The organism is Pedobacter sp. BS3 (assembly GCF_008274585.1).
GTDB lineage: Bacteria > Bacteroidota > Bacteroidia > Sphingobacteriales > Sphingobacteriaceae > Hufsiella_A.
This window is the reverse complement of sequence record NZ_VTRT01000004.1, coordinates 1-23,074: the sequence shown is the minus strand read 5'-3', so window position 1 is coordinate 23,074 and position 23,074 is coordinate 1. Positions and strand designations below refer to the sequence as shown.

General features: G+C 43.2%; 12 protein-coding genes. 4 read left to right on the top strand and 8 right to left on the bottom strand.

Features of this window, described 5'->3' with window-relative positions; translation table 11 throughout:
- Positions 1-113 precede the first annotated feature (113 nt).
- Complete coding sequence (locus FW774_RS11885) at positions 114-1,886, bottom strand: AMP-dependent synthetase/ligase (RefSeq protein WP_149348423.1); 1,773 nt, start codon at positions 1,884-1,886, stop codon at positions 114-116.
- Between the two features lie 346 nt (positions 1,887-2,232).
- Between FW774_RS11885 and FW774_RS11880 the strand changes: the two genes are divergently transcribed.
- The gene (locus FW774_RS11880; RefSeq protein ID WP_149348422.1) at positions 2,233-2,706 is read left to right on the top strand and encodes a hypothetical protein; all 474 of its coding nucleotides are present in this window, start codon (positions 2,233-2,235) and stop codon (positions 2,704-2,706) included.
- A 758-nt stretch (positions 2,707-3,464) separates the two neighbouring features.
- On the opposite strand, the gene FW774_RS11875 is transcribed toward FW774_RS11880, so the two are convergent.
- From FW774_RS11875 to FW774_RS11850, 6 genes are all read right to left on the bottom strand, one after another.
- Positions 3,465-4,781 carry a DUF4302 domain-containing protein gene (locus FW774_RS11875; protein ID WP_187774883.1) on the bottom strand — a complete coding sequence of 439 codons (1,317 nt, stop codon included), beginning with the start codon at positions 4,779-4,781 and terminating at the stop codon, positions 3,465-3,467.
- Positions 4,782-4,791: 10 nt separating this feature from the next.
- The gene (locus FW774_RS11870) at positions 4,792-6,093 is read right to left on the bottom strand and encodes a putative zinc-binding metallopeptidase (RefSeq protein ID WP_149348420.1); all 1,302 of its coding nucleotides are present in this window, start codon (positions 6,091-6,093) and stop codon (positions 4,792-4,794) included.
- Between the two features lie 25 nt (positions 6,094-6,118).
- The gene (locus tag FW774_RS11865) at positions 6,119-7,573 is read right to left on the bottom strand and encodes a RagB/SusD family nutrient uptake outer membrane protein (protein WP_149348419.1); all 1,455 of its coding nucleotides are present in this window, start codon (positions 7,571-7,573) and stop codon (positions 6,119-6,121) included.
- A gap of 12 nt (positions 7,574-7,585) precedes the next feature.
- Positions 7,586-11,146, bottom strand: a complete 3,561-nt coding sequence (locus FW774_RS11860) for a SusC/RagA family TonB-linked outer membrane protein (RefSeq protein ID WP_242457808.1) — start codon at positions 11,144-11,146, stop codon at positions 7,586-7,588.
- Between the two features lie 250 nt (positions 11,147-11,396).
- Positions 11,397-12,596, bottom strand: a complete 1,200-nt coding sequence (locus tag FW774_RS11855) for a FecR family protein (protein ID WP_149348417.1) — start codon at positions 12,594-12,596, stop codon at positions 11,397-11,399.
- An 86-nt stretch (positions 12,597-12,682) separates the two neighbouring features.
- Positions 12,683-13,270 (bottom strand): RNA polymerase sigma factor, encoded by a 588-nt coding sequence (locus tag FW774_RS11850; protein WP_149348416.1) that lies wholly within the window; start codon positions 13,268-13,270, stop codon positions 12,683-12,685.
- 453 nt (positions 13,271-13,723) lie between these two features.
- On the opposite strand from FW774_RS11850, the gene FW774_RS11845 reads away from it, so the two are divergent.
- The 3 genes from FW774_RS11845 (at position 13,724) to FW774_RS11835 (ending at position 20,975) form a co-directional block, all read left to right on the top strand.
- Positions 13,724-16,132: a prolyl oligopeptidase family serine peptidase gene (locus FW774_RS11845; RefSeq protein ID WP_149348415.1), complete on the top strand. Its 2,409-nt coding sequence runs from the start codon at positions 13,724-13,726 to the stop codon at positions 16,130-16,132.
- Positions 16,133-16,327: 195 nt separating this feature from the next.
- The gene (locus tag FW774_RS11840) at positions 16,328-17,251 is read left to right on the top strand and encodes an SdiA-regulated domain-containing protein (RefSeq protein ID WP_149348414.1); all 924 of its coding nucleotides are present in this window, start codon (positions 16,328-16,330) and stop codon (positions 17,249-17,251) included.
- Positions 17,244-20,975 carry a BamA/TamA family outer membrane protein gene (locus FW774_RS11835; RefSeq protein WP_149348413.1) on the top strand — a complete coding sequence of 1,244 codons (3,732 nt, stop codon included), beginning with the start codon at positions 17,244-17,246 and terminating at the stop codon, positions 20,973-20,975. The genes FW774_RS11840 and FW774_RS11835 overlap by 8 nt, the downstream gene beginning before the upstream one ends.
- 248 nt (positions 20,976-21,223) lie before the next feature.
- Here FW774_RS11835 and FW774_RS11830 read toward each other — a convergent pair whose 3' ends face one another.
- Entirely contained in the window at positions 21,224-22,837 is a 1,614-nt protein-coding gene (locus tag FW774_RS11830; RefSeq protein WP_149348412.1) for a S8 family peptidase, read from the bottom strand.
- Positions 22,838-23,074 lie beyond the last annotated feature (237 nt).

Sequence of the window (23,074 nt, the reverse complement as noted above, 5' to 3'; positions counted from 1 at the left end):
TTCTTCAGGCAAACGTATTTAAAAAATGTGACGTCATTGCCACGAGGCTTCGGGATGACCTGCGTCAGGATGACGCACAGATGAATCGTGATTTAATACACTAATGGCATCCCTTATTCCTCATGATGTTCTTCGGCGTATATTTCTTCAATGAGGTCTTTGTGCTTTTCGAGAATTACTTTCCGCCTGAAACTTAACTTCGGGGTGAGCTCACCGGTATCAATACTCCATTCATGGGGCATCAGCACAAATTTCTTCACCTGCTCCCAGTGCCCGAAATTTGTATTGTACTGGTCAACTATACGCTGGTATTCGGCAATGACCTGCTCATTTTTAACCATTTCTTCATCAGAGGTGTATGGAATACCTTTTTTAGCGCACCAGGCTTTCAGCTCGTCAAAGGCGGGTACGATCAAGGCAGATGGAAAACGCCGGTTTTCGCCAAGCACCATGATATGCTCAATGAGTACAGATTCTTTAAACTTATTTTCAAGCACCTGCGGCGCTATATATTTACCTCCTGCCGTTTTAAACATCTCTTTCTTACGGTCGGTAATGATTAAAAAGCCGGCCTCATCCAGCTTACCGATATCACCCGTGTGGTAAAAGCCTTCGGTATCAATTACCTCGGCTGTCAGGTCGGGCCGGTTATAGTAACCTTTCATCAGGTTAGGCCCTTTATACAGGATCTCACCATCTTCGGCAATTTTTATAACGGCATTTTTTATGGGTTTACCTACCGTACCGAAAGCGGCATTCCCTTTACCCAGGAAATTAACAGCTATAACCGGCGAGGTCTCGGTTAACCCGTAACCTTCCAATACCGGCATCCGGGCTGCCCAGAATACCCGTGCCAACCGGGGCTGCAAAGCGGCTCCGCCAGATATAATGGCTTTAATGTTTCCGCCAAGCGCTTTGCGCCACTGGTTAAAAACCAGCTTACTGGCAATTAAAAGCTGCATTTCATACCACCAGCCGTTCTTACCGTCCATCTCATAACGTAATGCCAAATACAGTGCCCAGAAAAATATACGGCGTTTAATACCGGGCAGCACTTCGCCTTTGGCAACGATCTTATCGTATACCTTTTCAAGCAAACGCGGCACCGTGGTAAAACCATGCGGTTTCACGGTATTAATATCGGCAACAATGGTATCCATACTTTCGGCATAATACACGGAAATGCCCTGGTACAAATACATATAAATAACCATACGCTCAAAAATGTGCGATATGGGCAGAAAGCTCAATGCACGGGTGAAGCCCGCAGGATATAACCGGGCGCAGGTTGCCACGTTGCTCGCCACATTCTGATGGGTTAGCATTACTCCTTTGGGCGTACCGGTTGTGCCGGAGGTATATATCAGGGTAAGCAGATCATCCGGCGTAATGCGGTTACGGTATTCCTGTAAGTTTGCATCTGTATGCTTTTTACCGGCCTCTGTTATATCCAGCCAATGCGGAACGCCGGCAATTTTATCAAATGTATAGATCTGTGTGCCTGTTTTACGACAAACGTCCTGCACTTTATACAGTGTATCGCTGCCCGATACAAATAACAGCCTGATACCGGCATCCTGCAGGATGAACTCGATGTCGTGCTCTGAAAGCGTGGGGTACATCGGTACCTGGGTAATGCCGATCTGCATAATTGCAAAATCGCATATATTCCATTCAGGCCGGTTTTCCGACATGATCGCCACTTTGTCCTTCGGACTAATACCCAGGGCCAGCAGGCCGCGGCTCAGTATATTAACGTGATCTTTGAACCTGGTCGCGGTATAATGTTGCCATTCGCCCCGCCGTTTACCCGCAACAACAGGTTCATTTTTGTATACAGTGTCCAGGTTATCCAGTAAATCAATGATGCGATTCAGGGTGTGCATTATATTATTTAACGTGTTATTGGTTATGTCTAATTAACGAATTATATTTTAGAGTTGTACTACTGATAAGTCAAAAGTTGAGTCCGTATCCCGAATCATTCCTCTCGGGACAGGCAGTACGGGCAAATCCCAACACTTGTTCCGAGTAATTCGGAGTTTAATGTTTACAATACCCTCTTATTTTTTAATAGTATCAATGAAACTTTGCGGAGTTTAATCATGCGGTTTCATAAGATATTTTTTGGATTTTTTAGGTTAAAAATACCAATAAAACGATAATAATTTAACCTTTACAGACGTTATGGCATTGTATTTGTTATTTGGCAACAAACAATTATTATTCGACATGAAAAAAATTACTTCATTATCATTTATCGCAGTATTTGCATTTTTATTGGTAAACAAAACCCAGGCACAGGATTACAAACATGCGCTTGGTGTACGCGTAGGAGCGTATAATGGCATCAATTTTAAGACTTTCCTTAATGCGCAAAATGCGCTGGATTTCAACCTGAACTTCCGAAGCCACGATGATTACAAGTACGTTTTTATCACTGGTCTGTATGAAATACATAACAATATACAGAATGCTCCAGGGTTAAGATGGTATTATGGAGGTGGTGCTTCACTTGGCTCTTCTAAACCCAAGTATGCTGATGGAAGTTTCTTTTTAAGCGCCGATGGCGTATTAGGCTTGGACTATAAATTTACCGGTGCTCCTATTAACCTGGCCTTAGATTGGCGCCCCAGATTACAACTGGTTGATGATGTGGATTTCTGGACCGGCGATGTGGGTCTGGCCATCCGCTTCACTTTTTAAGGATTAAAAAAAATTTATTATAAAGCCGCCCCAACAGGGCGGTTTTTTTATGCCGGAAGATTTTGTGTAGTTTATACTTAGCCGGCTTCCTGCACATTATCCCCTCAAATGGCTTAAGAAATACCCTCAGGCAAGTGCAGGGCAAATCTGCCGGTTATCAGCAAAATCACTAATGCGTAAAACCTGCTATATCTTTAACCGGGAAGCATGGGCAAAAAGTGACAATGACGATGAGCCGTTTTTTAGACGGTTTCCTGAAAGACCTGCTTATTTTAGCAGCGGGCTGAAAATATCATAGCAAAGGTGAATAACTACGATAACGCCACCATACATAACGGCTTTGTTTACCCGTTAAAAGATCCCGGCAAAGGCCTGTTATGTACCAGGTAATTGATCCTGATCAATCTTAAAATACCAAGAGTAAAAATCATTATCCCGATAATAACTCTTCTGAAATTTGACAGATCCTGGCAAAAACAGATCAGTAAGACCGCATAAAAAGAAAGCGCTAAAGCCAGGTAAATTTTATAAAATTTACGTTTGCCTCTAACTACAGACCATTCAAACCTTCCGAAACCGAAGCTTACGAGCCAGCAAGCCAGGAGTATATAGATTAATAATTCCAAGGAGATCATACCCATTGATTAAGATCTGAGATACATGAATTTACATTGGATCCAGGTGAGAGAATGATCGTCTCCGGCGTTTAACTACGTAAGCACCGGAGACGATCTTATCAGATCAACCTACACCCCATCTCATTGTAACAGTATACCGTAAAAGAACGATGATGGATCATTCTGACTCAAGAAACCGCCAACTGTTGAACCGGCCGGGGCGGCAGCAGAGATGTAGACTATCTTGAAATCATTATTAGCAAAATAATCTGTTAACGCGGTAACATAACTCTTAATGGTATTGGCATTTCCGGTTGGTGCCGCGGCTAATGTAAATCGGGCAATTCCCGTCGTTGTGTTCAATGTCATGTTATAGATAAAATCTGCCAGATAATAAGATGAAGGCGACGCCGGGTTTTTGTAACGTATTTCAAACGTAACCGTTCCATCAGCATTAAAAAGAATATTGATATACTCAATATATCTGCCGGCATTATTCTGATATGTACCCAGACTGGCATTTGCTGTATTATACTTGGTCATAAAATCTGCTGACAGATCCGGAAGATCAGCAACATTTATTCGCATAGAAGTCCACCGAGTTTTTATTACCGTATGCAGGGCAGGTGTAATATCTAAAGGTAATGGCGACGGAGATATCTCTATTTTAATTTCCGTTGTTCCATTTAACAAATAGAAATATTTACCGCTTGCATTCCAATAAACTTTATTGAATGTAATACCACTATAAGTAACAGGTGTTTTTAATTCTAATCCGTCAAGCGTAAATGAGAATGGAGAACTGGATTGCCCGGCAATGGAAAAGCTTTTGCCGGTCATGCTCATAGAAACGGGCACCTGCTTGTTATTAAGCATAATGTAAAGTATTTTACCTGAAACCGCCAAAGTGCTTTCATCCAGTATCTTCTTAATCCCTCCACCAAGAATATTTTGTTCTTCGGCACTGCTGAGCTTAACCATTACCATAGCATTTTTATTAAACGTACCTTCAAACTTCAGGCTGTCGCCGGAGCTGCCGGTAAAGGCAAATTCAAAATCGGAGGTCAGCCCGGTGGCATTGCTTCCGCCGCTCACATTCGCGTCGGGGTCGGCAATGAGGTGAATATAATTGTAGGTATCAAAGATCAGGGTGGGGCGCTGCAGCGCTTTTAACCGGTATGTACTTTCTTTCGGGGTAGTGGCCGTAGTGGTATTAAAATCAGAAAGCATGGTTACTTTACCATCGGCCGTGAACTTAAAGTAATAGAAGAACCCTTTCCCTCCTTTGGGATAAATAGTAGCTTTCCAGCCGTTTGAAGCAGACAGCAGTTCTGCCTGGTGATCGGCAAGAGCCGCAGCCAGCCTGGTATCCGGGTCGTCAAATATCGGATCTTCATCTTTTTTGCAGCCGGCTATAAAACCAAATAGAGCCAGCATGATATATATTAATTTTTTCATAATAACCTGTTTAATTTCCTGCTGTTCCGTAAAAATATGAGCTGCTGTCATTGGCTTTTGCCAAACCTATGTACATGTTCACATAATCGTTACTGTAGAAGTACCGGTATACGAACTGGTTTTGCGTTAAATAATCGGTCAGGGCCGTAACATACGGGGCAATACCGTTGGCATTACCATCCCGGCTGTTTAATGTTAACGTAAAGCGACCATTGGCATTGGTTGTTATATCGTACGTAAAGTTGGCATTTAAAACTGAGCCGGAAGAGTTGGTATAATTTATCCGCAATATTACCTGGCCGGCATTACTATAAACCAGGGTAAAGTTGTTGAATACCCGGCTCCCATAGCCAAATAAACCGGTTTTAGTCGCATTATATACTTGTGTGAAGTCTGCCGACATACCAATGGTGGTATTAGGCGTTAGCAGTGTGTACATTTTGCCTGCTCCCAAATAGGCGGTAATATCTTCGGGAGCGGTGCTGTTCAAAGCTGCCTGCACCCGGTTCTGCAGTGCGTAAAAATCAATTCCCCAAACTTGTTTAAAATAAGTTATTACCAGCTCTTCTTTTTTCCTGACAGAAGCTAATGCTGTAGATGAATATGATTTTATGAGCGTTTCGTAACCTAATTTCCCTTCTGTAAGCATAATCGAGGTCATCTCGGCAAAATCTTCTACAGGAGATGCCTGCGAATACTGTGAAATAAAGCCATTTGCCGCATAAGCAGAACTATTGTTCCAATCTGCAGTGTATCCTGTGGGAGTAATGTAAGGAAACTCCTTCTGATACATAATGGTTTGATTTAATATGTGTGTAAATTCGTGATGAATGGTTTTAAGCACACGCTTGGAAACTGCTCGATCAGTGTTTGTAAAGTTATTTACATTATATAATGTAACCTTGATGCCTCCCTCAGCCTCTCCCAGCGTTACCGTACCACCTGCATTATATTGTAAACTGCCAACCAACACATAGTTTTTAGGAGCGTATGTTTTAATAAAATCGGGATTAACCTGATCAACATAGGGATCGATCCAGGCTGTTTTTACCAATTCCATTAACGGTTGTACTCTTGATACCTCTGGGGGCACCAGGGTTTTGCTGTTATCATATTCTGTACCATCCCAGCGATACTTGACACCAATATTGTAAGGCTGGGTAAAATTGGCATATAACCATTCATCAAGCGGCGTTTGCGGCCAGGTATCGCCGCCAAGGCCTACTATTTCACGATCAAGATTTTCATCTTTTTTACAGCCATGAAAAACCAGTATGGCCACTGCCGCGAATATTAAGCTAAATCTTTTCATTACTATTTAAGTTAACGATTAATAATTAACGTGGATTCTGGGCAACACCAGATAATACTACTTCTGCCGGCAACTGCCATAACCGCCTGTTATCATTGGCACCTAACTCAATGGAATGACCATCCGGGTCAATAATATGGGTTACCGGCAGCTTATGGCGCAGTATATCCATCCACCGCATACCTTCTGATATAAATTCTGCCCGTTTAATATCCAGCAAAGCCATGGTATAAGCCTCTTTGGTATCTTCTGTTTTTGAGGCATAATAACTTTTTATCTTCGCATCGGTAAGGTTGTGCGTGCCTGGCGAGTAATTTGTTACGCGGGTGCTGATCAGTGTGTTGAAATCAGTTAAAGCATCGCTATAATTTCCCTGCATAATATATGCTTCGGCCCGGTTCATCAATACTTCTTCGGTTGTTAACAGTGGTATCATATTATACCCTTTACCGGTAGTAGCGTTAATGCTGGTACGAACAAAATGCTCATACAGCTTAGGTACATAGTAAAAGGTACTGGAATATGAATATTTACGGTAAGCTGAGAACGACACACCTACCGGGGCTGTAATGCTGTTTAACCTGTTTTGTGAGAATGAATATATCGCTTGCGGATAATACCTGGACGCCCATGAAATTGTTTCGCCCAGCAAAATATTACCGGGATTACTGGCACTGGTAAAGGCCTGCTTGATCTCTGTTGAGCCGGCAAAACCGGCATACGATAACCACGGCCTTACATTGGCTGCAAAATTGTTACCGGGATAAGCCAGGTTAGCATATTCTATCACTTTTTCAGGCTGCCTTTTAAAGAGATAAAAACGTGTGGCAAAGGCGTAAGCAGCTTTTTTGGTAAAATGATATGCCGGCACGGTGTAACTATTATCCCGGATAAGGGGAATACCTTCCAGCAGATCTTTTTCAATTTGCTCATATACATAAGCCACGGTTTTACGGTCGTAACGCTTAAACACAACCGACTCTGGCGTAAGCACATAGGGTATACCCGGATCGGTGGCTGCAGTTTCAGGATCGTACACTTTTGCATAAAATGTTACCAGCATAAAATGGGCGTAGGCTCTTGCAACCAGGGCCTCACCTTTTTGTGCCGTATAATTTTCAGGATCGGGAGCCTTACTGATGGCGTCCAGGGCCTGGTTGGCTGCTGCTATAGCGTCATAGCAGCCGTTCCAGTAATACGTTGGGGTATCTTGTGCTGTGCTTGAAATATCTCTCCAGAAATAACCCTCACGGATAACTTCACGGTCATCGCCCGATGTACTGTTAAATGAAGGATTGTCTGACATAGACTCGGCAAGTAAAATATAACTTCCGTACGGATAGGCTGTAACCAATAGCTCAGATACCTTTTCGGGCGTATTTAATTTAGTACGCTGATCTGGCGCATGTTCAAGATATTTTTCACATCCTGTACTAAAAGAGGCCATGATGACAAGAATATATAGCGCTGTTTTTTTCATTTTCTTTTAGTTTTAAATTCCAACATTTAGCGTTAAGGTAAACTGACGCGGAACAGGCAAGGCTACTCCACCAGAACTAAAGAATTCGGGATCCTGTCCTTTCAGCTTCTTATCTGCATAGATCAGCCAGATGTTATTACCCTGAAATTTAAGCGAGGCGGTATGTAAACCAATACGGTTAGTGAATTTGGCGGGGAAATTATACATCAGCGCTGCTGATTTTAACCGGACAAAAGACCCATCGGCAACACGATCGCTCGAATAGTTATAAGCTGTATACGGATAGATGTCCTTCAATTCCTTTTTCAGCAGGTAATCTGCCAGCGAAGGCGAGTTGGTATAATTTTCGTCCAGTGGAAGCGTCCACCGGTTTAAAAATTCCCTGGGCAATGCATCCACATCGTCGTAACTGGTGCTGTATACATTGTTCAGCCTGATCTTATTACCGGCCTGGTAGCTGATATTGAACAACAGTGAAAAATTTTTATACTTCAGGCTATTGTTAAATCCGCCTGTAATGGTAGGATCAACCGGCCCCTCGTAGATCAGGTAATCTGTGTTTACACTTTGTACGTATACATTGCTTGAGATATCGCCGTTCTCATCAATAAATGTAGGCACTCCAACCTGCTGTAGTTTCTGAAAATTGATGGAGTATAATCCGCGGACAGCGCCGCCTTCTTTTGCTCCCCCTTCCGGGATGATCAGATCATAAATACGCGGTGTGCTTTTCAGGTTGGTTATTTTATTGGTATTGTAACCAAAGGTTATTTGCGGCGACCAGCTAAAATTGGCCGATTTTACGGCTGTGCCTCCCACTGTAAATTCAATACCATGCGATCTCATATCGGCATAGTTAGCTGCTTTGGTATATTCGCCTCCTATTCCCGATGTTCGCACATCGCCGATCAGGTCAAAACCACGGCGGTTATAATAATCTACACTGAGTGTTAAGCGGCTGTTTAACAATCCCATATCAAAACCCGCATTAGCTTCATATTGCTTTTCCCAGGTTAGCTCAGAGTTCTCTAAGTTGCTAAGCACAATACGGGGCTCAACTTCAGACAGGTTAGGGCGCAGCGTAGTACTGTTGGTAAGCACAACAGAAGAGTTTGTGGCACTACCCATGCTGGCCGTTAAACCATAACCAGCCCTTATTTTAAGGTAGCTTATCTGTTTGATCTTCTTTATGAACGGCTCTTCATCGGCATTCCAGGCAGCGCTTATTGTCCAGGTTGGCAACCATCTTGCGGTACGGCTTTCGCCCATACGGTTACTGCCATCGTACCTGAACGTTCCGTTAAATATATATTTCGAGTTATAGGCATACTGCCCGTTCAGGAAAAAAGCCGCATACCGGTCATAAAGCTGGCTCATTCCGTAATAATTATAGTTTGCCTCTAAAAGCATCTTGATAATTCTATAATCTGTAAACGGAATACCGCCTTTATCATACTGGTAACCATACCCGTTGTTAAAAGAGTTCTGGCGGTTAGTAAACTTTATTTCCTGCCCTATAAATCCGCTTACATAATTTTTGCCGTATTTATGGCTCCAGTCAACCTGGTTGCGCACATTGAAATTAAGCAGGTTATCATCATTACGATTGTAAAAGCCACCCTTTGGCAATACACTTTCACGGTCGGTAATTTCCGGGTGATCGGGATCATCGTACAGGAAGATATTGGCATTGGCAATGGTACTGTTTGGTGCATACCGGTATGCTGTAGCCATGTTAGAATATTCGGTGATCTTATGCTCACGCGTGGTTTTTACGTAACGGATGGCGCCCAGCGACCTGAACTGGAAATCTTTAATAAATTTATAGCTGAGCTCTCCCTGAAGCTTCATATCCAGCATATCCAGGTCAATGTAGTTATTGTTCAGTTCATTGATGATGTTAAAGGGGGCATAGTTCAGGGTAAAATATTCCAGGTTACCATTTTCATCGTAGGCGGTCATGGTACGGCTGGTATTCAGGGCATAGCTAAAGGGGTTTATATCAAAATCGCGGGTGTATTTACCTTCTACCACATTGCTTGTTCTGCCCAGCGTACCGGGAGCCCGCTGCTGCCTGAAGGCCCCTGTTGCCAGTATACCGGCGTTTATTTTAGGAGACACGTTATAGTTTCCCCGCAGGTTCATGGTATAGCGTTTAACTTTATCTGCAATAGACCACCCGTTGTCATCATAATATCCCATAGAGAAATAATGCTGTGATTTTTCAGAACCTGATGTAATACTTAGCGAGTGTTCCTGCACAAATGAATTTCTGAAAAGTAAGCCAAACCAGTCGGTATTGGCCCTGGCATAACGCTGCAAAAATGCGGCCCTGGCCTCGGGCGTGTTTTCTACACCAAACTGGCCGGTAGTAGCATCGTAACGGTTAATTTCCTGGTACATTTTGGCAAATACGCCTCCGTCTCTTCCATTTACAATATTTGCTGTTAACCCGCCTTTACGATAAATTTCTGCATATAAAGACATCTGGTCTGCAGAGTTCATGATGTTGTAGGTACTGTAGTCGGGCTTAAGAAATGTAGAATAATTTCCGTTATAGTTGATCTGGGTATTACCTGAACGGCCTTTTTTAGTGGTAATAACTACTACACCATTCATGGCCCTTGCACCGTATAAGGCAGTTGCCGAGGCATCTTTCAGGATATTTAGGCTCTCAATATCATTGGCATTGATACCGGCAACCGATGAGCCGATCAGGGTAAGGGCATCGCCACTCGAAAGCTGATCGTTCGATATATTGACTATATCTTCAAGCACCACGCCGTCAACTACCCACAAGGGCTTATTCTCGCCGGAAATGGATGTTGCCCCACGAACGCGTATCTTAGGAGCCGTGCCAAATGTTCCTGAAACATTTTGTACCGATACCCCGGCTACCTTGCCTTCCAGCATACGGCTTATATCTACAACACCGTCTTGCTTTACATCGGCACCTTTAATACTTGTGGCGGCCCCGGTAAACAGTTTTTTCTCGATATTCTGATACCCTGTAATAACCACTTCAGACAGGGCCTTAGATTCTTCTGCCAGCTTAATGTTAAACGTGTTTACATTTGCAGTTAGCACTTCTTTGGTTTTAAAACCGATCATGGTGATCACCAGCACATCGTTATCTGATACCCGGATGCTAAACTCCCCGTTAGCATTGGTAGACGTTCCGGTAAGGGTTCCCTTTATTTTAACAGAAACGCCCGGCAGCGGCAAACCATCGCTCTCTGAAACCACTCTACCCGAAATAACACGATCGGGCTGTACATACGAAGCCTGCTTTACAATAATATTTTTATCTTTAATGGAGAACGTAAGATGACTTGGCGCTAACAGGTCTGTAAGCATTTCTGAAAGATCTTTGTTCTTTACCTGTACGGAGAATAAGCCTTTTTCGTTAATTACTTCACTATTAAAAATGAAATCGTAGCCGGTCTGTTTTCTTATTTCTTTGAACAGGTCTCTTAAGCTGGTATTTTCCTTTGAAATGGTCACCTTTTGGGCATATCCTATGGCATGCGCCTGTAAGAATACCGCGACCATAAAAACAAGGGTTAATTTCATAATCAGCAGTGTTTTGTTTGGTTTATTGTACCGTAAGCCACATTTACAATGCGTGTAAATTTTCATACATTTGACTGTTTGAGTTAAAGTTTATTATGCCGTTAATTGCTTGTAGGTAAACAGGCTCAAATTGTTCAGGGGGGCGTGCCAGCGCTCCCTTTGTTTTTTATTACTTGCTCCTGTTTTATAGATCAGCCTATGTCATGCTCATCGGTTCATGATAAGGCAAAGCGCTATTGCTTCCATGTATTTATTTTTTCATTCCGGCCTCCCTTCGTGCTTGTGATTTTACTGTGACTATCTTATTTTTTACTTCGAAAGTTAATCCGCTGGATTCAGTAAGCAGATCAAGTATCTTAGAGATCTTGTTGGTTTTGGATATCATCGCAGTAATTGCAATGTCGGGCTGGCCACCTTCGTAGGCCACTTTTACATCATACCACCTTTGTAGCTGGCGCATTACCTGTGTTACCGGCGTATTATCAAACTGGAATAACCCGTCTTTCCACCCGGCAATATCCTCTATACTAACCGGGCTGATCCTGATATGATCGGACCGGTTACTGAACGATGCCTGCTGCCCGGGCTTAAGAACACATGAACTTGTACCCAGATCTAACCTGACAGAACCCTCGGCAAGGGCAACTTCCGACCTTGGCTCATCATCATAGGTCATAACATTAAAATGTGTTCCCAGAACGGTAACAGTAGAATTACCGCTTTTTACCCTGAAAGGATGCTCCTTATCTTTACTAACCTCAAAATAGGCCTCGCCCCTAACCTCTACATCGCGTTCATTGCCGGTAAAAGCCGACGGGAATGAAATGGAAGAGTTGGCATTTAACCACACCTTACTGTTATCGGGCAAAATAAGCATATACTGCCCTCCTGTAGCCGTGGTTAACGTAACGGTATGCACTTCGGCCAACTTGTTATCTGCAGTGTTATCAAAATAAAGTTGTATCCCTAAAGCTGTTTTCCTGACCTTGTTTCCGCCCCGGCTCTCCAGCACCCCCTTACCATCAAGCATAATAGTTTGCCCATTGTCTAAACGGAGTATCGCTTTTTTATTACTGGGTTCTATATCCGTTTGTACAGAGGCCATATCTTTTTTCACCGGTCCGGTGTTTTGCCTTACACGCCATAATACTATGGATGTAGCGCATATTACCAGGAGCACGGCTGCTACCCTGGCCCAATTACCCCATACGGGTTTCACGGTTTTATGTGGTTGAGATATGATGCTGGCGTACATTTCATCCCAGTCAACAGCATGCACTTCGGCACAGGGAACGGCAGCATCAAAACCGTTTTTCATTGCAGCTTCAAACTCGTCCCTGAACCTTTGCTGTTTAAGCAACGAAAAAAACTCCCGCAGTTCATCCAGGGTCGATGCTTTCTTCAAATACCTGTCTAAAAGAAATGTAAACCTTTCCTGTTGTGTATCCATAATTGCGCTATAACAACTTGCGTTGATGTACCTGTTTTTTATAGTTACATAACCTTAGGGAAAGGACCGGGTGCAGGAAAATATTTTTAAAAAAATTTCAACAGCAGGATGACTAACAGCTTTGCTGAATCTGCAATGAAGACTTTAAGATACTTTAACACCTCTACCATGATGTTTTTAACCCGGCTTTTGGAGAGCCCGGTTTGTGCCGCTATCTCTTCATGACTTAGCCCCTCGTTACGGCACATTCTAAAAATTTTCTGCTTCTGCTCGGGCAGCATGGATAAGGCCTGGTTAATTAACCGCATACTTTCCTGGAATTCTATGGCCTCCTGCGTATAATTAACCTCCATTTGCATATTGGCCCAGATCACCCGCTGGGCTTTTTCATCCCGTATAACATTATCAATATAACGCAGGGTTTTATTGCGCACCAGGGTGTAGATATAATTTCTGGGATGCTCAACCGCAAGCAGCTTATCCCGCTGTTGCCATAACGATACAAAAGCCTCCTGTACAATTTCTTCTGCATCTACCGGCGAGTGGATGAAGCTGAGTACAAAGGTGTAGATCTTGCCTTTATAGGTATCAAAAACAAGCTTAAATGCAGCCTGATCACCTGCTGCAATCTGTTCAAGGAGTTTTTTTTCAAATGTTAAATTATAAACTCCCATCTTAACCTCACTCTTTAGTCCGCTGAATCATTAAATGGACAAATACTCACTGCAATATGACTATTTATTCTAAAAAAAGCAATATCCGCATAGTATTTAGAAACTGTTTAAATTTTATGAGATCATGTTCTCACCGTCCATGCACAAACCGCATCTATGAAATTGAAACATGCTCCAAAACGTATTACGTTCACCACGAACAACCTGGATATTAGCGCTTTTTATTCCTTTTTCCGCCGTGCATTTTATCAGGACGAAATAATTAGTATAATTGCATGCTGTTACGGTTAGTCTGCCAGGGCAACAGTAACGTTTAGCCGGATATGCTTTAGTCTTTTTATCGCACAGCGCTGCTTACGATGTATTAAAAATACATCCTGCTTCTTATTAAAAAATATCAATTCTGTACTTTACTCCGGGACTTTTTTTATTAGAATAATTTAATTCGGTGTTATGAAAAAAACAATATTATCAACATTTCTCCTGCTTTTTTTTAGCTGCTTATTTGCCCAGGATGCAGTTAATTATCAAATGCCTCCAAAGGTTATTGCCGATCTGTTACTTGCACCGCCCACCCCCTCGATCAGCGTGGGCAGCAAGGCCGAATGGCTGTTGCTGTGTGAGCGTAATTCTTATCCTTCGGTTGAAGAACTGGCCCGGCCCGAATACCGGATTGCCGGCCTGCGTATCAATCCCGGCAATTTTGCTCCCAGCCGGCAAACCTTTATCAATAACTTTTCGCTAAAAAACATAAAAAGCAATAACGTATTCCAGGTAACCGGGCTTCCCTCGCCCCTGTATGCAGGAAATATTAGCTGGAGCCCGTCTGAAACTAAAATAGCTTTTATCAATACAAGCCGGAACAGGGTTGACCTGTATATTATTGATGTGGCTGCCCATACCGCCACGCGGATAAATAAACAACCGCTAAACATAGTTTTAAGCAGCGGCATTTCGTGGATAGACGATAACACGCTGATATACAGAACCGTGATAAAAGATGCTTCGGAAGCTCCGGCAAGGCCGCCGGTACCCCAAGGCCCTGCTATCCAGCAAAACCTGGGCAAGGCCGCTCCGAGCAGAACGTACCAGGATCTGATCAAAAACCCTTACGACGAGCAGTTATTTGAATTTTACGCTACATCGCAACTGGTGCAAAACAAAAATGGCATCGAGACAAAAATTGGCGATCCGGCTATGTATTCTTCGGTAACCTTATCGCCGGATAAAAATTATTTGCTTATACGCACCCTTCAAAAACCATTTTCATACCTGGTTACCGCTTACGGGTTCTCATCGGTGGTAAGCATAGCCGATATAAACGGCAAGACGGTTAAAACACTGGCCCGTCTTCCTTCTGCAGAAAGCAAACCATCGGGATATGATAATGTTCAGAATATACCCCGCAGCTTCGACTGGCGTGATGACGAACCGGCAACAATTACCTGGTGCCAGCCTTTAGACAGCGGGCTGATAAAACAAAAAGTTCCGTTCCATGATGTGGTTTATGCTTTATCCGCCCCATTTACAGGCCCACCCAAAGAGCTATTTAAAACTACAACCCGCTACCGTGGAACTCAATGGGGTAATGCCTCGCTTGCGTTGGTTGAAGAAGGACTGCAAAGCAAACAAACGTATACCGTTAGCCGCTATAATCCTTCAACAGGCAAACTCGAAACACTTTATGAAGGTAACACCACCGATGCTTATCATGATCCGGGAGAGCCTGTAAAAACCAAAAATCAATTTGGCAGATACGTCATTTTAACACTCGACAACAATACTAAGCTGCTAATGAACAATACTACAGGCGCCTCGCCCAAGGGAGATCTTCCGTTTCTGGCAAAGTTTGACTTAAAAACTAAAAAAAATACTATCCTGTGGCGTTGTGCCGAAGGATATTACGAGTATGTAAGCGAGGTGATCGATCCTAAAAAACTGGTATTGCTTACCAGGAAGGAATCGCAAACCGAAGTACCCAACTATTATATCAAGGCTTTAAGCTCAAGAGCAGCCGGCAAACCTATAACAGATTTTGCTAATCCTTATCCACAACTGGCAGGCGTTACCAGGCAAAAGATCTCATACAAACGTACCGATAGCGTTGACCTGACCGGGAACCTGTATTTGCCCAAAGGTTATTCCAAAGAAAAAGATGGCCCCCTTCCCACGCTGATATGGGCCTATCCCCGAGAATTTCATTCGGCGGCTGATGCGGCACAGGTCAGAGGCTCAAAATACCGGTTTACCACCATCAGCTGGGCCTCACCCATTTTCTGGGTAACCCAGGGATATGCCGTTCTGGATAATGCTGAAATGCCTATTGTGGCAAAAGATAACAAAAAACCCAACGATACCTTTGTTGAACAGCTGCGGTTAAATGCCGAAGCGGCCATTAACAAACTATCAGAGCTTGGCGTTGGCGATAAAAACCGAATGGCCATTGGCGGACACAGCTATGGCGCATTTATGACCGCCAACTTACTGGCCCACACCAGCCTGTTTAAAGCCGGAATAGCAAGAAGCGGCGCCTACAACCGTACATTAACACCGTTTGGGTTCCAGAACGAAGACCGTACCTATTGGGAAGCTCCCCAACTCTATTATGAAATGAGTCCATTCAGCTATGCTGATAAAATAAAAACGCCCCTCCTTTTAATCCATGGTGATGCTGACGATAATCCGGGTACATTCCCTATTAACAGCGAACGTTTATTTAATGCCATAAAAGGAAATGGCGGTATTGTCCGTTTTGTTTTTCTACCATACGAAGCTCACAGCTACCGTGGCAAAGAAAACCTGCTGCACATGCTCTGGGAACAAAATGAATGGCTGGAGAAGTATGTTAAAAATGCCAAATAGGCTTATCCGGTAATCGTTTCATTCGGCCTGTTAAATTCTGATATTATTACCCTTATGATGTCCTGATATGACAATCAGTTTATCATAAGGGTATTGCTTTTGTTAAATATCCCAACGGCAACTATTTTCAGAAATCAGGCTGATATATCAAACCAATAAATAATAACTTGGTTATAGCTGTTACACTTAGGTATTATGAACAGACTCTTTACTTTTTTGCTGATGGCAATATTGCTCAGTTGGGCCTGCGTTCGCAGCAAATCTAAAAACAAGGATACCAAACAGGATATATTCGCCGGCAAAAGCAACAGCGCTGTAAAAGAAGCCCGTATTTTACAGCTTTATGAAATGCCTGCCGAGCTAAAAGAGATATCAGGCATCGCGTTCATTGACAGTATTACTATTGCCGCGGTTGAGGACGAAAACGGAATAATTTACTTCTATAACCTCAAAGACAAAAAAATTACAGGCACCAAAACCTTTGCCAATGATGGCGATTATGAAGATTTGACGGTAGTTGGCAACGATATTTACGTGGTAAAAAGCAATGGCAAGCTGTACCAGATTAAAGATTTTCGCAAGTTCAACAGTGAGATCACCGAGGTTAAAACTCCGTTTAACGATGAAAACAATATTGAAGGACTTACATACGATAGAGCCAGCAACCGGCTGTTAATTGCTCCGAAAGATAAGGGACTGGTTGCCGGTAAGAAAGAATTAAAAGATGTTTATGAGATCAGCCTGCCCCAGCATCAGGTTAATACTACGCCGATACATACTATCGATCTGGATAAAATTGCCGCCTTTTTTAAAGGCGACGGTTTGGAAGAGGCTTCTAAAAAATTCCTGAAGGCCCTGGGCAATGAAAATATGAACAAGATTTTCCGTACATCAGCGCTGGCAGTACATCCTGAGACCCAGCAGCTTTTCATATTGTCTTCCATTAACAATATTATTGCAGTAATGAAACCCGATGGAACCATCAATCAGATTATAAAACTGTCAGGCAAAGAATTTAGCCAGCCCGAAGGAATTGCGTTTACTTCAGACGGAAGATTATTTATTTCTAATGAAGGCAACAAGCATCCGGCAAATATTATTGAAATAGCCTATGAGTAGTAATACCCTCCGCTGTATCGTTATCATTTTTCTCAGCCTATGCTGTGCCTGTGCCAGCCGGAAGCCCTATTATGATAAAAACCATAAACACTGGCAGCAGCAGGCCGTTCCCCCGGATAGTCTTCATCTGAAATATTCTGTTTTCCTTATCGGCGATGCCGGTAATCCGGATGCAGGCAGACAAGAGCCAACATTAAAGTTATTGCAGCATCAGCTTAGCTATAGCGATTCGGTAAGCCAGGAGGCAAAATCAGCGAATAAAAATTTAGTACTGTTTTTGGGCGATAACATTTACGAAACCGGCATGCCCGAACCCAATGCGCCCGACCGTAAAGAGAAAGAACGTCGCATTGTAGCTCAAATGGACGCTGTGAAAAATTTCGGCGGACAGGTTATTTTTATTCCGGGCAACCATGACTGGAATGAAAGCCGGGCGGGAGGTCTTGAAGCGGTACTTCGGGAGCAGGAATTTATCACCAATTACCTTAACAATAAGCCAAACGTTTTTCTTCCGCTCAACGGATGTCCCGGCCCGGTAGAATTAGCGGTAAATGATAACCTTGTAGTCATTATTCTTGACAGCGAATGGTGGCTAAGCAAGCAACAGAAACCTACAGACTGCACAGCAACCACGCCAATTGACATTATTAACCAGGTAAAAGATATTGTACGACGCAATAAAGGCAAAAACATCCTGCTTGCGGAACATCACCCTTTGTTCAGCAACGGCATACACGGCGGACATTTCAGTGTTAAAGACTGGATATTTCCCTTAACGCTGGTTCGCGATAACCTGTATATTCCATTACCTGTAATAGGCTCCGTCTATCCGCTCCTGCGTCAATATGGCGTTTCACGGCAGGATATTTCCAATAAAAAATACCAGCAGTTAAAACGCGGATTACTGGCCGCTTTGCAGGACGAAAAAAGCATAGTTATAGCGGCTGGCCACGAGCATGCCTTACAGCTAAACCGTTACGGTTCCATTAACCATATTGTTAGTGGCGCCGGCAGCAAATCAAACAATGTAGTTCACGGCAACGGCGCTTTATTCGCTTATGGCACCAAAGGATTTTCACGGTTAAATTATTACGACAATGGCGAATGCTGGGTAGAGTTCTGGCAGCCTGTTGGCGATGGCGCTGATGGCAAGCTGGTATTCCGGGCTCCGCTGTATGCCATACCGCCACAAAAAGCCACGGCTATAGCACAGGAAAAAAGCATCAACTATGCAGACAGTTCCAAAATTTTAGCGCCCGGCAAGGAATATAAAGCCGGCAAAGCCAAACAACGCTGGCTCGGCAAGCACTATCGTGATGTTTGGGCGGCTCCGGTGAATGTACCTTACCTCGATTTAAGCACTTATGCCGGTGGACTTACTCCCATTAAAATGGGCGGCGGCCATCAAACCACTTCTTTACAATTGCAGGGAAAAGATGGCAATGTTTACCAGTTCCGCTCGATTGAAAAAGACCCGGCCCAGCTTTTACCAGAGGGCTTACGTAAAACATTTGCCGATGACCTGATGCAAGACCAGATATCGTCAGCCCACCCGTATGGAGCGCTTATTATCCCCGACATGGCAAAAGCAATCGGCATTTACTATGCGGAACCCAAGCTGGTATACATGCCTTACAGTCCTTTGCTGGGTCCTTATATACAACAGGTTGGGGGTAAATTGGGCTATATCGAAGCCCGCCCGGACGAAGATGTTTCCGATTTCAACTCATTCGGCAATGCCAAAAACGCTATCGGAACACCCAAACTGTACGAAAAGCTTCAGGATGACAATGATGACGAGGTTGACCAGGAAATGTTTTTACGATGCCGGTTATTTGATATGCTGATTGGCGATTGGGACCGGCACGAAGATCAGTGGCGTTGGGCCGAATTTAAAAAGGAGAAAGGTTCAATATACCGTCCGATACCCCGCGACAGAGACCAGGCATTTGCAAAGTACGATGGCATTTTACCCGGATTAATGAGCCATGTTGTTCCGGATCTGCAATCGTTTGAAACGGAGATCAAAGATCCTGCTAAGCTGTCCATTGCCGCCCGAAACCTCGACCGCAACTTTCTGAACAAATTATCACTTGAAGACTGGCAGCGTATCAGCCGGGATATGCAAACCAAACTCACCGATGAAGTGATCAGTAATGCTGTTCATAAAATGCCCGCAGAAGCATTCCGGTTATCCGGCGAAGAACTGATCACGAAACTGAAATCACGCCGGAACGGGTTGGATAAAGTAGCGGAAATATATTATAACATTTTAGCCCGCGAGGTTACTGTTGCCGGTACGGACAAAAATGAATTATTTACAATTACCCGGTCTGACAGTACCACGCAGTTAACCGTAAATAAAATCGATAAGCACAGAAACGTTGACCGGGAAATTTATAACCGGACATTCCTAAACCGGCAAACCGCACAATTGAACATTTATCCGCTTAAAGGAAAAGACAGCATTATTATTAAGGGGTATTCTGATACACATCCCGTTAAGGTGCGTATTGTTGACGGCGATGGTAAGAGTAAGATCATCACTTCCGAAAATAAAAACAGGATGATGGTCTACACCTCAAAATCGGCAGACCTGGCGTTGCAGAAAACAGCAGATACCCGCATTGTAAAAACCAGCAACCGGAATATTATTGAGTATTCCACTAATCCGTTTTCGTACAACGCGACATCAATTCTTCCTGATGCCGATTTAAACCAGGATGACGGCCTGATACTTGGCCTGGGCTACAATTATAAAAAATATGGTTTCAGGGATAAACCCTATGTTGCAATCCATAAGCTGAAAGGATTGATCTCCCTGAAAAATGCATCTTATGTGATAGAAGGTAGTAGTCTATTCTATTCCCTCTTTGGCCAGAATACCGATCTGGTTATCAATGCGCATTTAAACGGGCCTAAAAATGTGTTTAACTATTACGGCGAGGGAAATTCTACGGCTAATCCCGGCGATCCCAATCTATTTTACCGGGTACGCTCCAAAAATTTCAGTATATCGCCTTATATTCAATACCGGTTCAATAAAGCCTTTAGTATGGGCATAGGGCCGGGATTTGATTATATTAACATCATCAATACGCCAAACAGATTTGTTAATGCTCAAACTTTCCCCGACAAAGCTGATGTTGGATCCGCTCATCGATACTTAACTGGTCGTTATTACGCTATTTTAGATGTAACGGATAATCCACAGTTTCCGGGCTCAGGCGTAAAATGGCTCAATGAAGTGAACTATTTTCATGGATTAGGCCATAGCAACAATCATTTCCTGCAGCTAAAAAGCGCTGTATCCTTTTATTTTACACCAAACTTTCAATTCCCGGTAACGGCAGCGCTTCGTTTAGGCGGTACCGGCAATATTGGCAATTATAAATTCTTTCAGGCAAATGCACTTGGCGGAAATACCAACCTCAGGGGATACCGCAATTACCGGTTCTCTGGCCGGAGCTATTTATATGAGAATGCCGAACTGCGTTTTCCGGTAACAGATTTCAGGAATTACCTGTTAAGCGGCAACATCGGCATATTCGGCTTTTTTGATTCGGGAAGAGTTTACAGCGATGTACCCGAATCTGCCAAATGGCATTCGGGATATGGCCCTGGCCTCTGGCTAAACCTGTACAAATTATTTATTCTCTCCGGATCTTATGGTATCTCAAATGAAGGCAAATATATCAATGTGAAAGCCGGCATCTGGTTTTAAAACCCGGAGGATACATTAAAACGATAAAAGGGGCTGTCCCAAAAGCCTTCATTTCGAAACGGATCCGCAGTTGGCGGAGCGGTGAGAAATCTCATTCAAATGCACTTCTGCAGCAGATTTACTTCGTAGCTACTTCGTGGTCTTCTCATTCATCGTCGAAATGACGCCAAAATTTTGACACACTGCTCATCCGGATTTTATAATTGGGATGGTATAACTGCGGATTTATCATCCGAACCTAAAGGAACTTACTCCGGTTTGGTTTTTGATGCCAGCAATAAGGCATTATAGGCATTAACAATTCCGCCGGAAGTACACAGATCAGAGAAGTTTACCCGCTGATTGCTACCATCTATAGAAACCTTAACCTTATGATCAACTTTCACTACCGATTTCAAGATAATATCTTTAACCTGTGCTGCGCTGAGCTTTGGATAATACGACCGAATGAGCGCTGCTAATCCGGCTACTACCGGCGAGGCCATGCTGGTTCCTTCCAGTTCTTTATATTTTGAATCGGGAATAGTAGAGTTAATTTTTACACCGGGTGCAAAAACGTCTACCGCCCGTTTCCCATAGTTAGAAAATCCGGCAACTAAGCTGTCATCATTCTTCCAGCTACTGGCGCCTACTTCGATCCAATCATTTACTGTTCCCTTCACCACACCGGCCGTATCCAGGTAGTTACGGTTAGGATAGTTAGATTCCTTATCGGTATTTTTTGTGTCATTACCCGCCGCATGCACTAATAACACGTCTTTCGATACGGCATACTTCACCGCCGAATCAACCACGGCCTTATCGGGAGAATAGGACTTACCGAAACTCATGTTGATCACTTTTGCCCCGTTATCTACAGCATAACGAATGGCATTGGCAACATCCTTATCCCGCTCGTCACCATCCGGAACAGTGCGTACGCACATAATTTTCACATTATCTGCAACGCCTTTTATCCCGATGTTGTTGGTGCGTACGGCGCCAATAATTCCGGCCACATGTGTACCATGCATGGCATCGGGGCCTTTTACATCGTTATTACCGTAATAGCGTTCCAGCTTATCATCGTAATTATCTCCCACGGCATCCCGCGGATCAAAATCCATGTTGAGATGATAATTTACCTCTGCAGTGTAATATTTGTAGGCATCATTCAGATCTTCCTCGAATTTCTTATAGCTCGGGTCTTTCTTTAAAGATGACTTGATTACTTTTAATGCTTTTGATTGCAGATCATTCGCCGGCGTATAAGCCTCAAAATCTGCCAGTGTTGGCTCATCTTTACCGATCTTAGCTTTAATTTCATCGCTATACTTTTTTAAAGCAGAAATATTGGCCTCGCCCAACTGTGCGTTCTGTAGCTTATCCATGTATTCGGTAACTATCTTTTTGTATTCACCGAATTCTTTCCGTTCTTCCGGAGTAAGAGGAGTTGAGTTGAGCACACTGGCATACTTAGGCTGTAGCTTCCGAACCAGGCGGGTCATTTCCAGGTTGTCATAATGAACATCGCCTTTAGCAGAACCAATAAAGTTCCAGCCATGAATATCATCTATATATCCATTCTTATCGTTATCCTTACCATCGTTTGCAACCTCTTTCGGATTAACCCAGATCATATTCTTTAAATCTTCGTGATTTACATCCACACCGCCATCTATTACGGCAACGATCACCGTTTTACTTTTCTTACCTTTTAACAAGGTTTCATAGGCTTTTTCCGTGCTGATACCAAAAACACCATCCTGAGAAAGATCAAGATTCTGCCAGTTTGGTTTTGGCGAGTCATTACTTTGTGAACGGCTTATAAAAGGACTATATATTAGTAAAAAAAGAAGCAGTAAACGCCTGTATAGTATCATTATGATAGTTTTAATGTATTATTAACAACCTGATTTCTTTTATCAGGAAAATATTGAAAGATACACAAATATGTTAAAGCGCAAAAGTGATTAACATTATTTAACTGATTTTTGGTAAAGCGTTTTTACCAAACAAAAACGCCTCACAGGGTTAGCTGTAAGGCGTTCAAAAAAAGGGGTGGCACCGACCTACTCTCCCACCTGTTACGGCAGTACCATCGGCTCTGGCGGGCTTAA

Coding starts and splice junctions, on each gene's coding strand:
- FW774_RS11885 (WP_149348423.1), bottom strand. CDS start 1,886: ATGCACACCCTGAATCGCATCATTGATTTACTGGATAACCTGGACACT.
- FW774_RS11880 (WP_149348422.1), top strand. CDS start 2,233: ATGAAAAAAATTACTTCATTATCATTTATCGCAGTATTTGCATTTTTA.
- FW774_RS11875 (WP_187774883.1), bottom strand. CDS start 4,781: ATGAAAAAATTAATATATATCATGCTGGCTCTATTTGGTTTTATAGCC.
- FW774_RS11870 (WP_149348420.1), bottom strand. CDS start 6,093: ATGAAAAGATTTAGCTTAATATTCGCGGCAGTGGCCATACTGGTTTTT.
- FW774_RS11865 (WP_149348419.1), bottom strand. CDS start 7,573: ATGAAAAAAACAGCGCTATATATTCTTGTCATCATGGCCTCTTTTAGT.
- FW774_RS11860 (WP_242457808.1), bottom strand. CDS start 11,146: ATGAAATTAACCCTTGTTTTTATGGTCGCGGTATTCTTACAGGCGCAT.
- FW774_RS11855 (WP_149348417.1), bottom strand. CDS start 12,596: ATGGATACACAACAGGAAAGGTTTACATTTCTTTTAGACAGGTATTTG.
- FW774_RS11850 (WP_149348416.1), bottom strand. CDS start 13,270: ATGGGAGTTTATAATTTAACATTTGAAAAAAAACTCCTTGAACAGATT.
- FW774_RS11845 (WP_149348415.1), top strand. CDS start 13,724: ATGAAAAAAACAATATTATCAACATTTCTCCTGCTTTTTTTTAGCTGC.
- FW774_RS11840 (WP_149348414.1), top strand. CDS start 16,328: ATGAACAGACTCTTTACTTTTTTGCTGATGGCAATATTGCTCAGTTGG.
- FW774_RS11835 (WP_149348413.1), top strand. CDS start 17,244: ATGAGTAGTAATACCCTCCGCTGTATCGTTATCATTTTTCTCAGCCTA.
- FW774_RS11830 (WP_149348412.1), bottom strand. CDS start 22,837: ATGATACTATACAGGCGTTTACTGCTTCTTTTTTTACTAATATATAGT.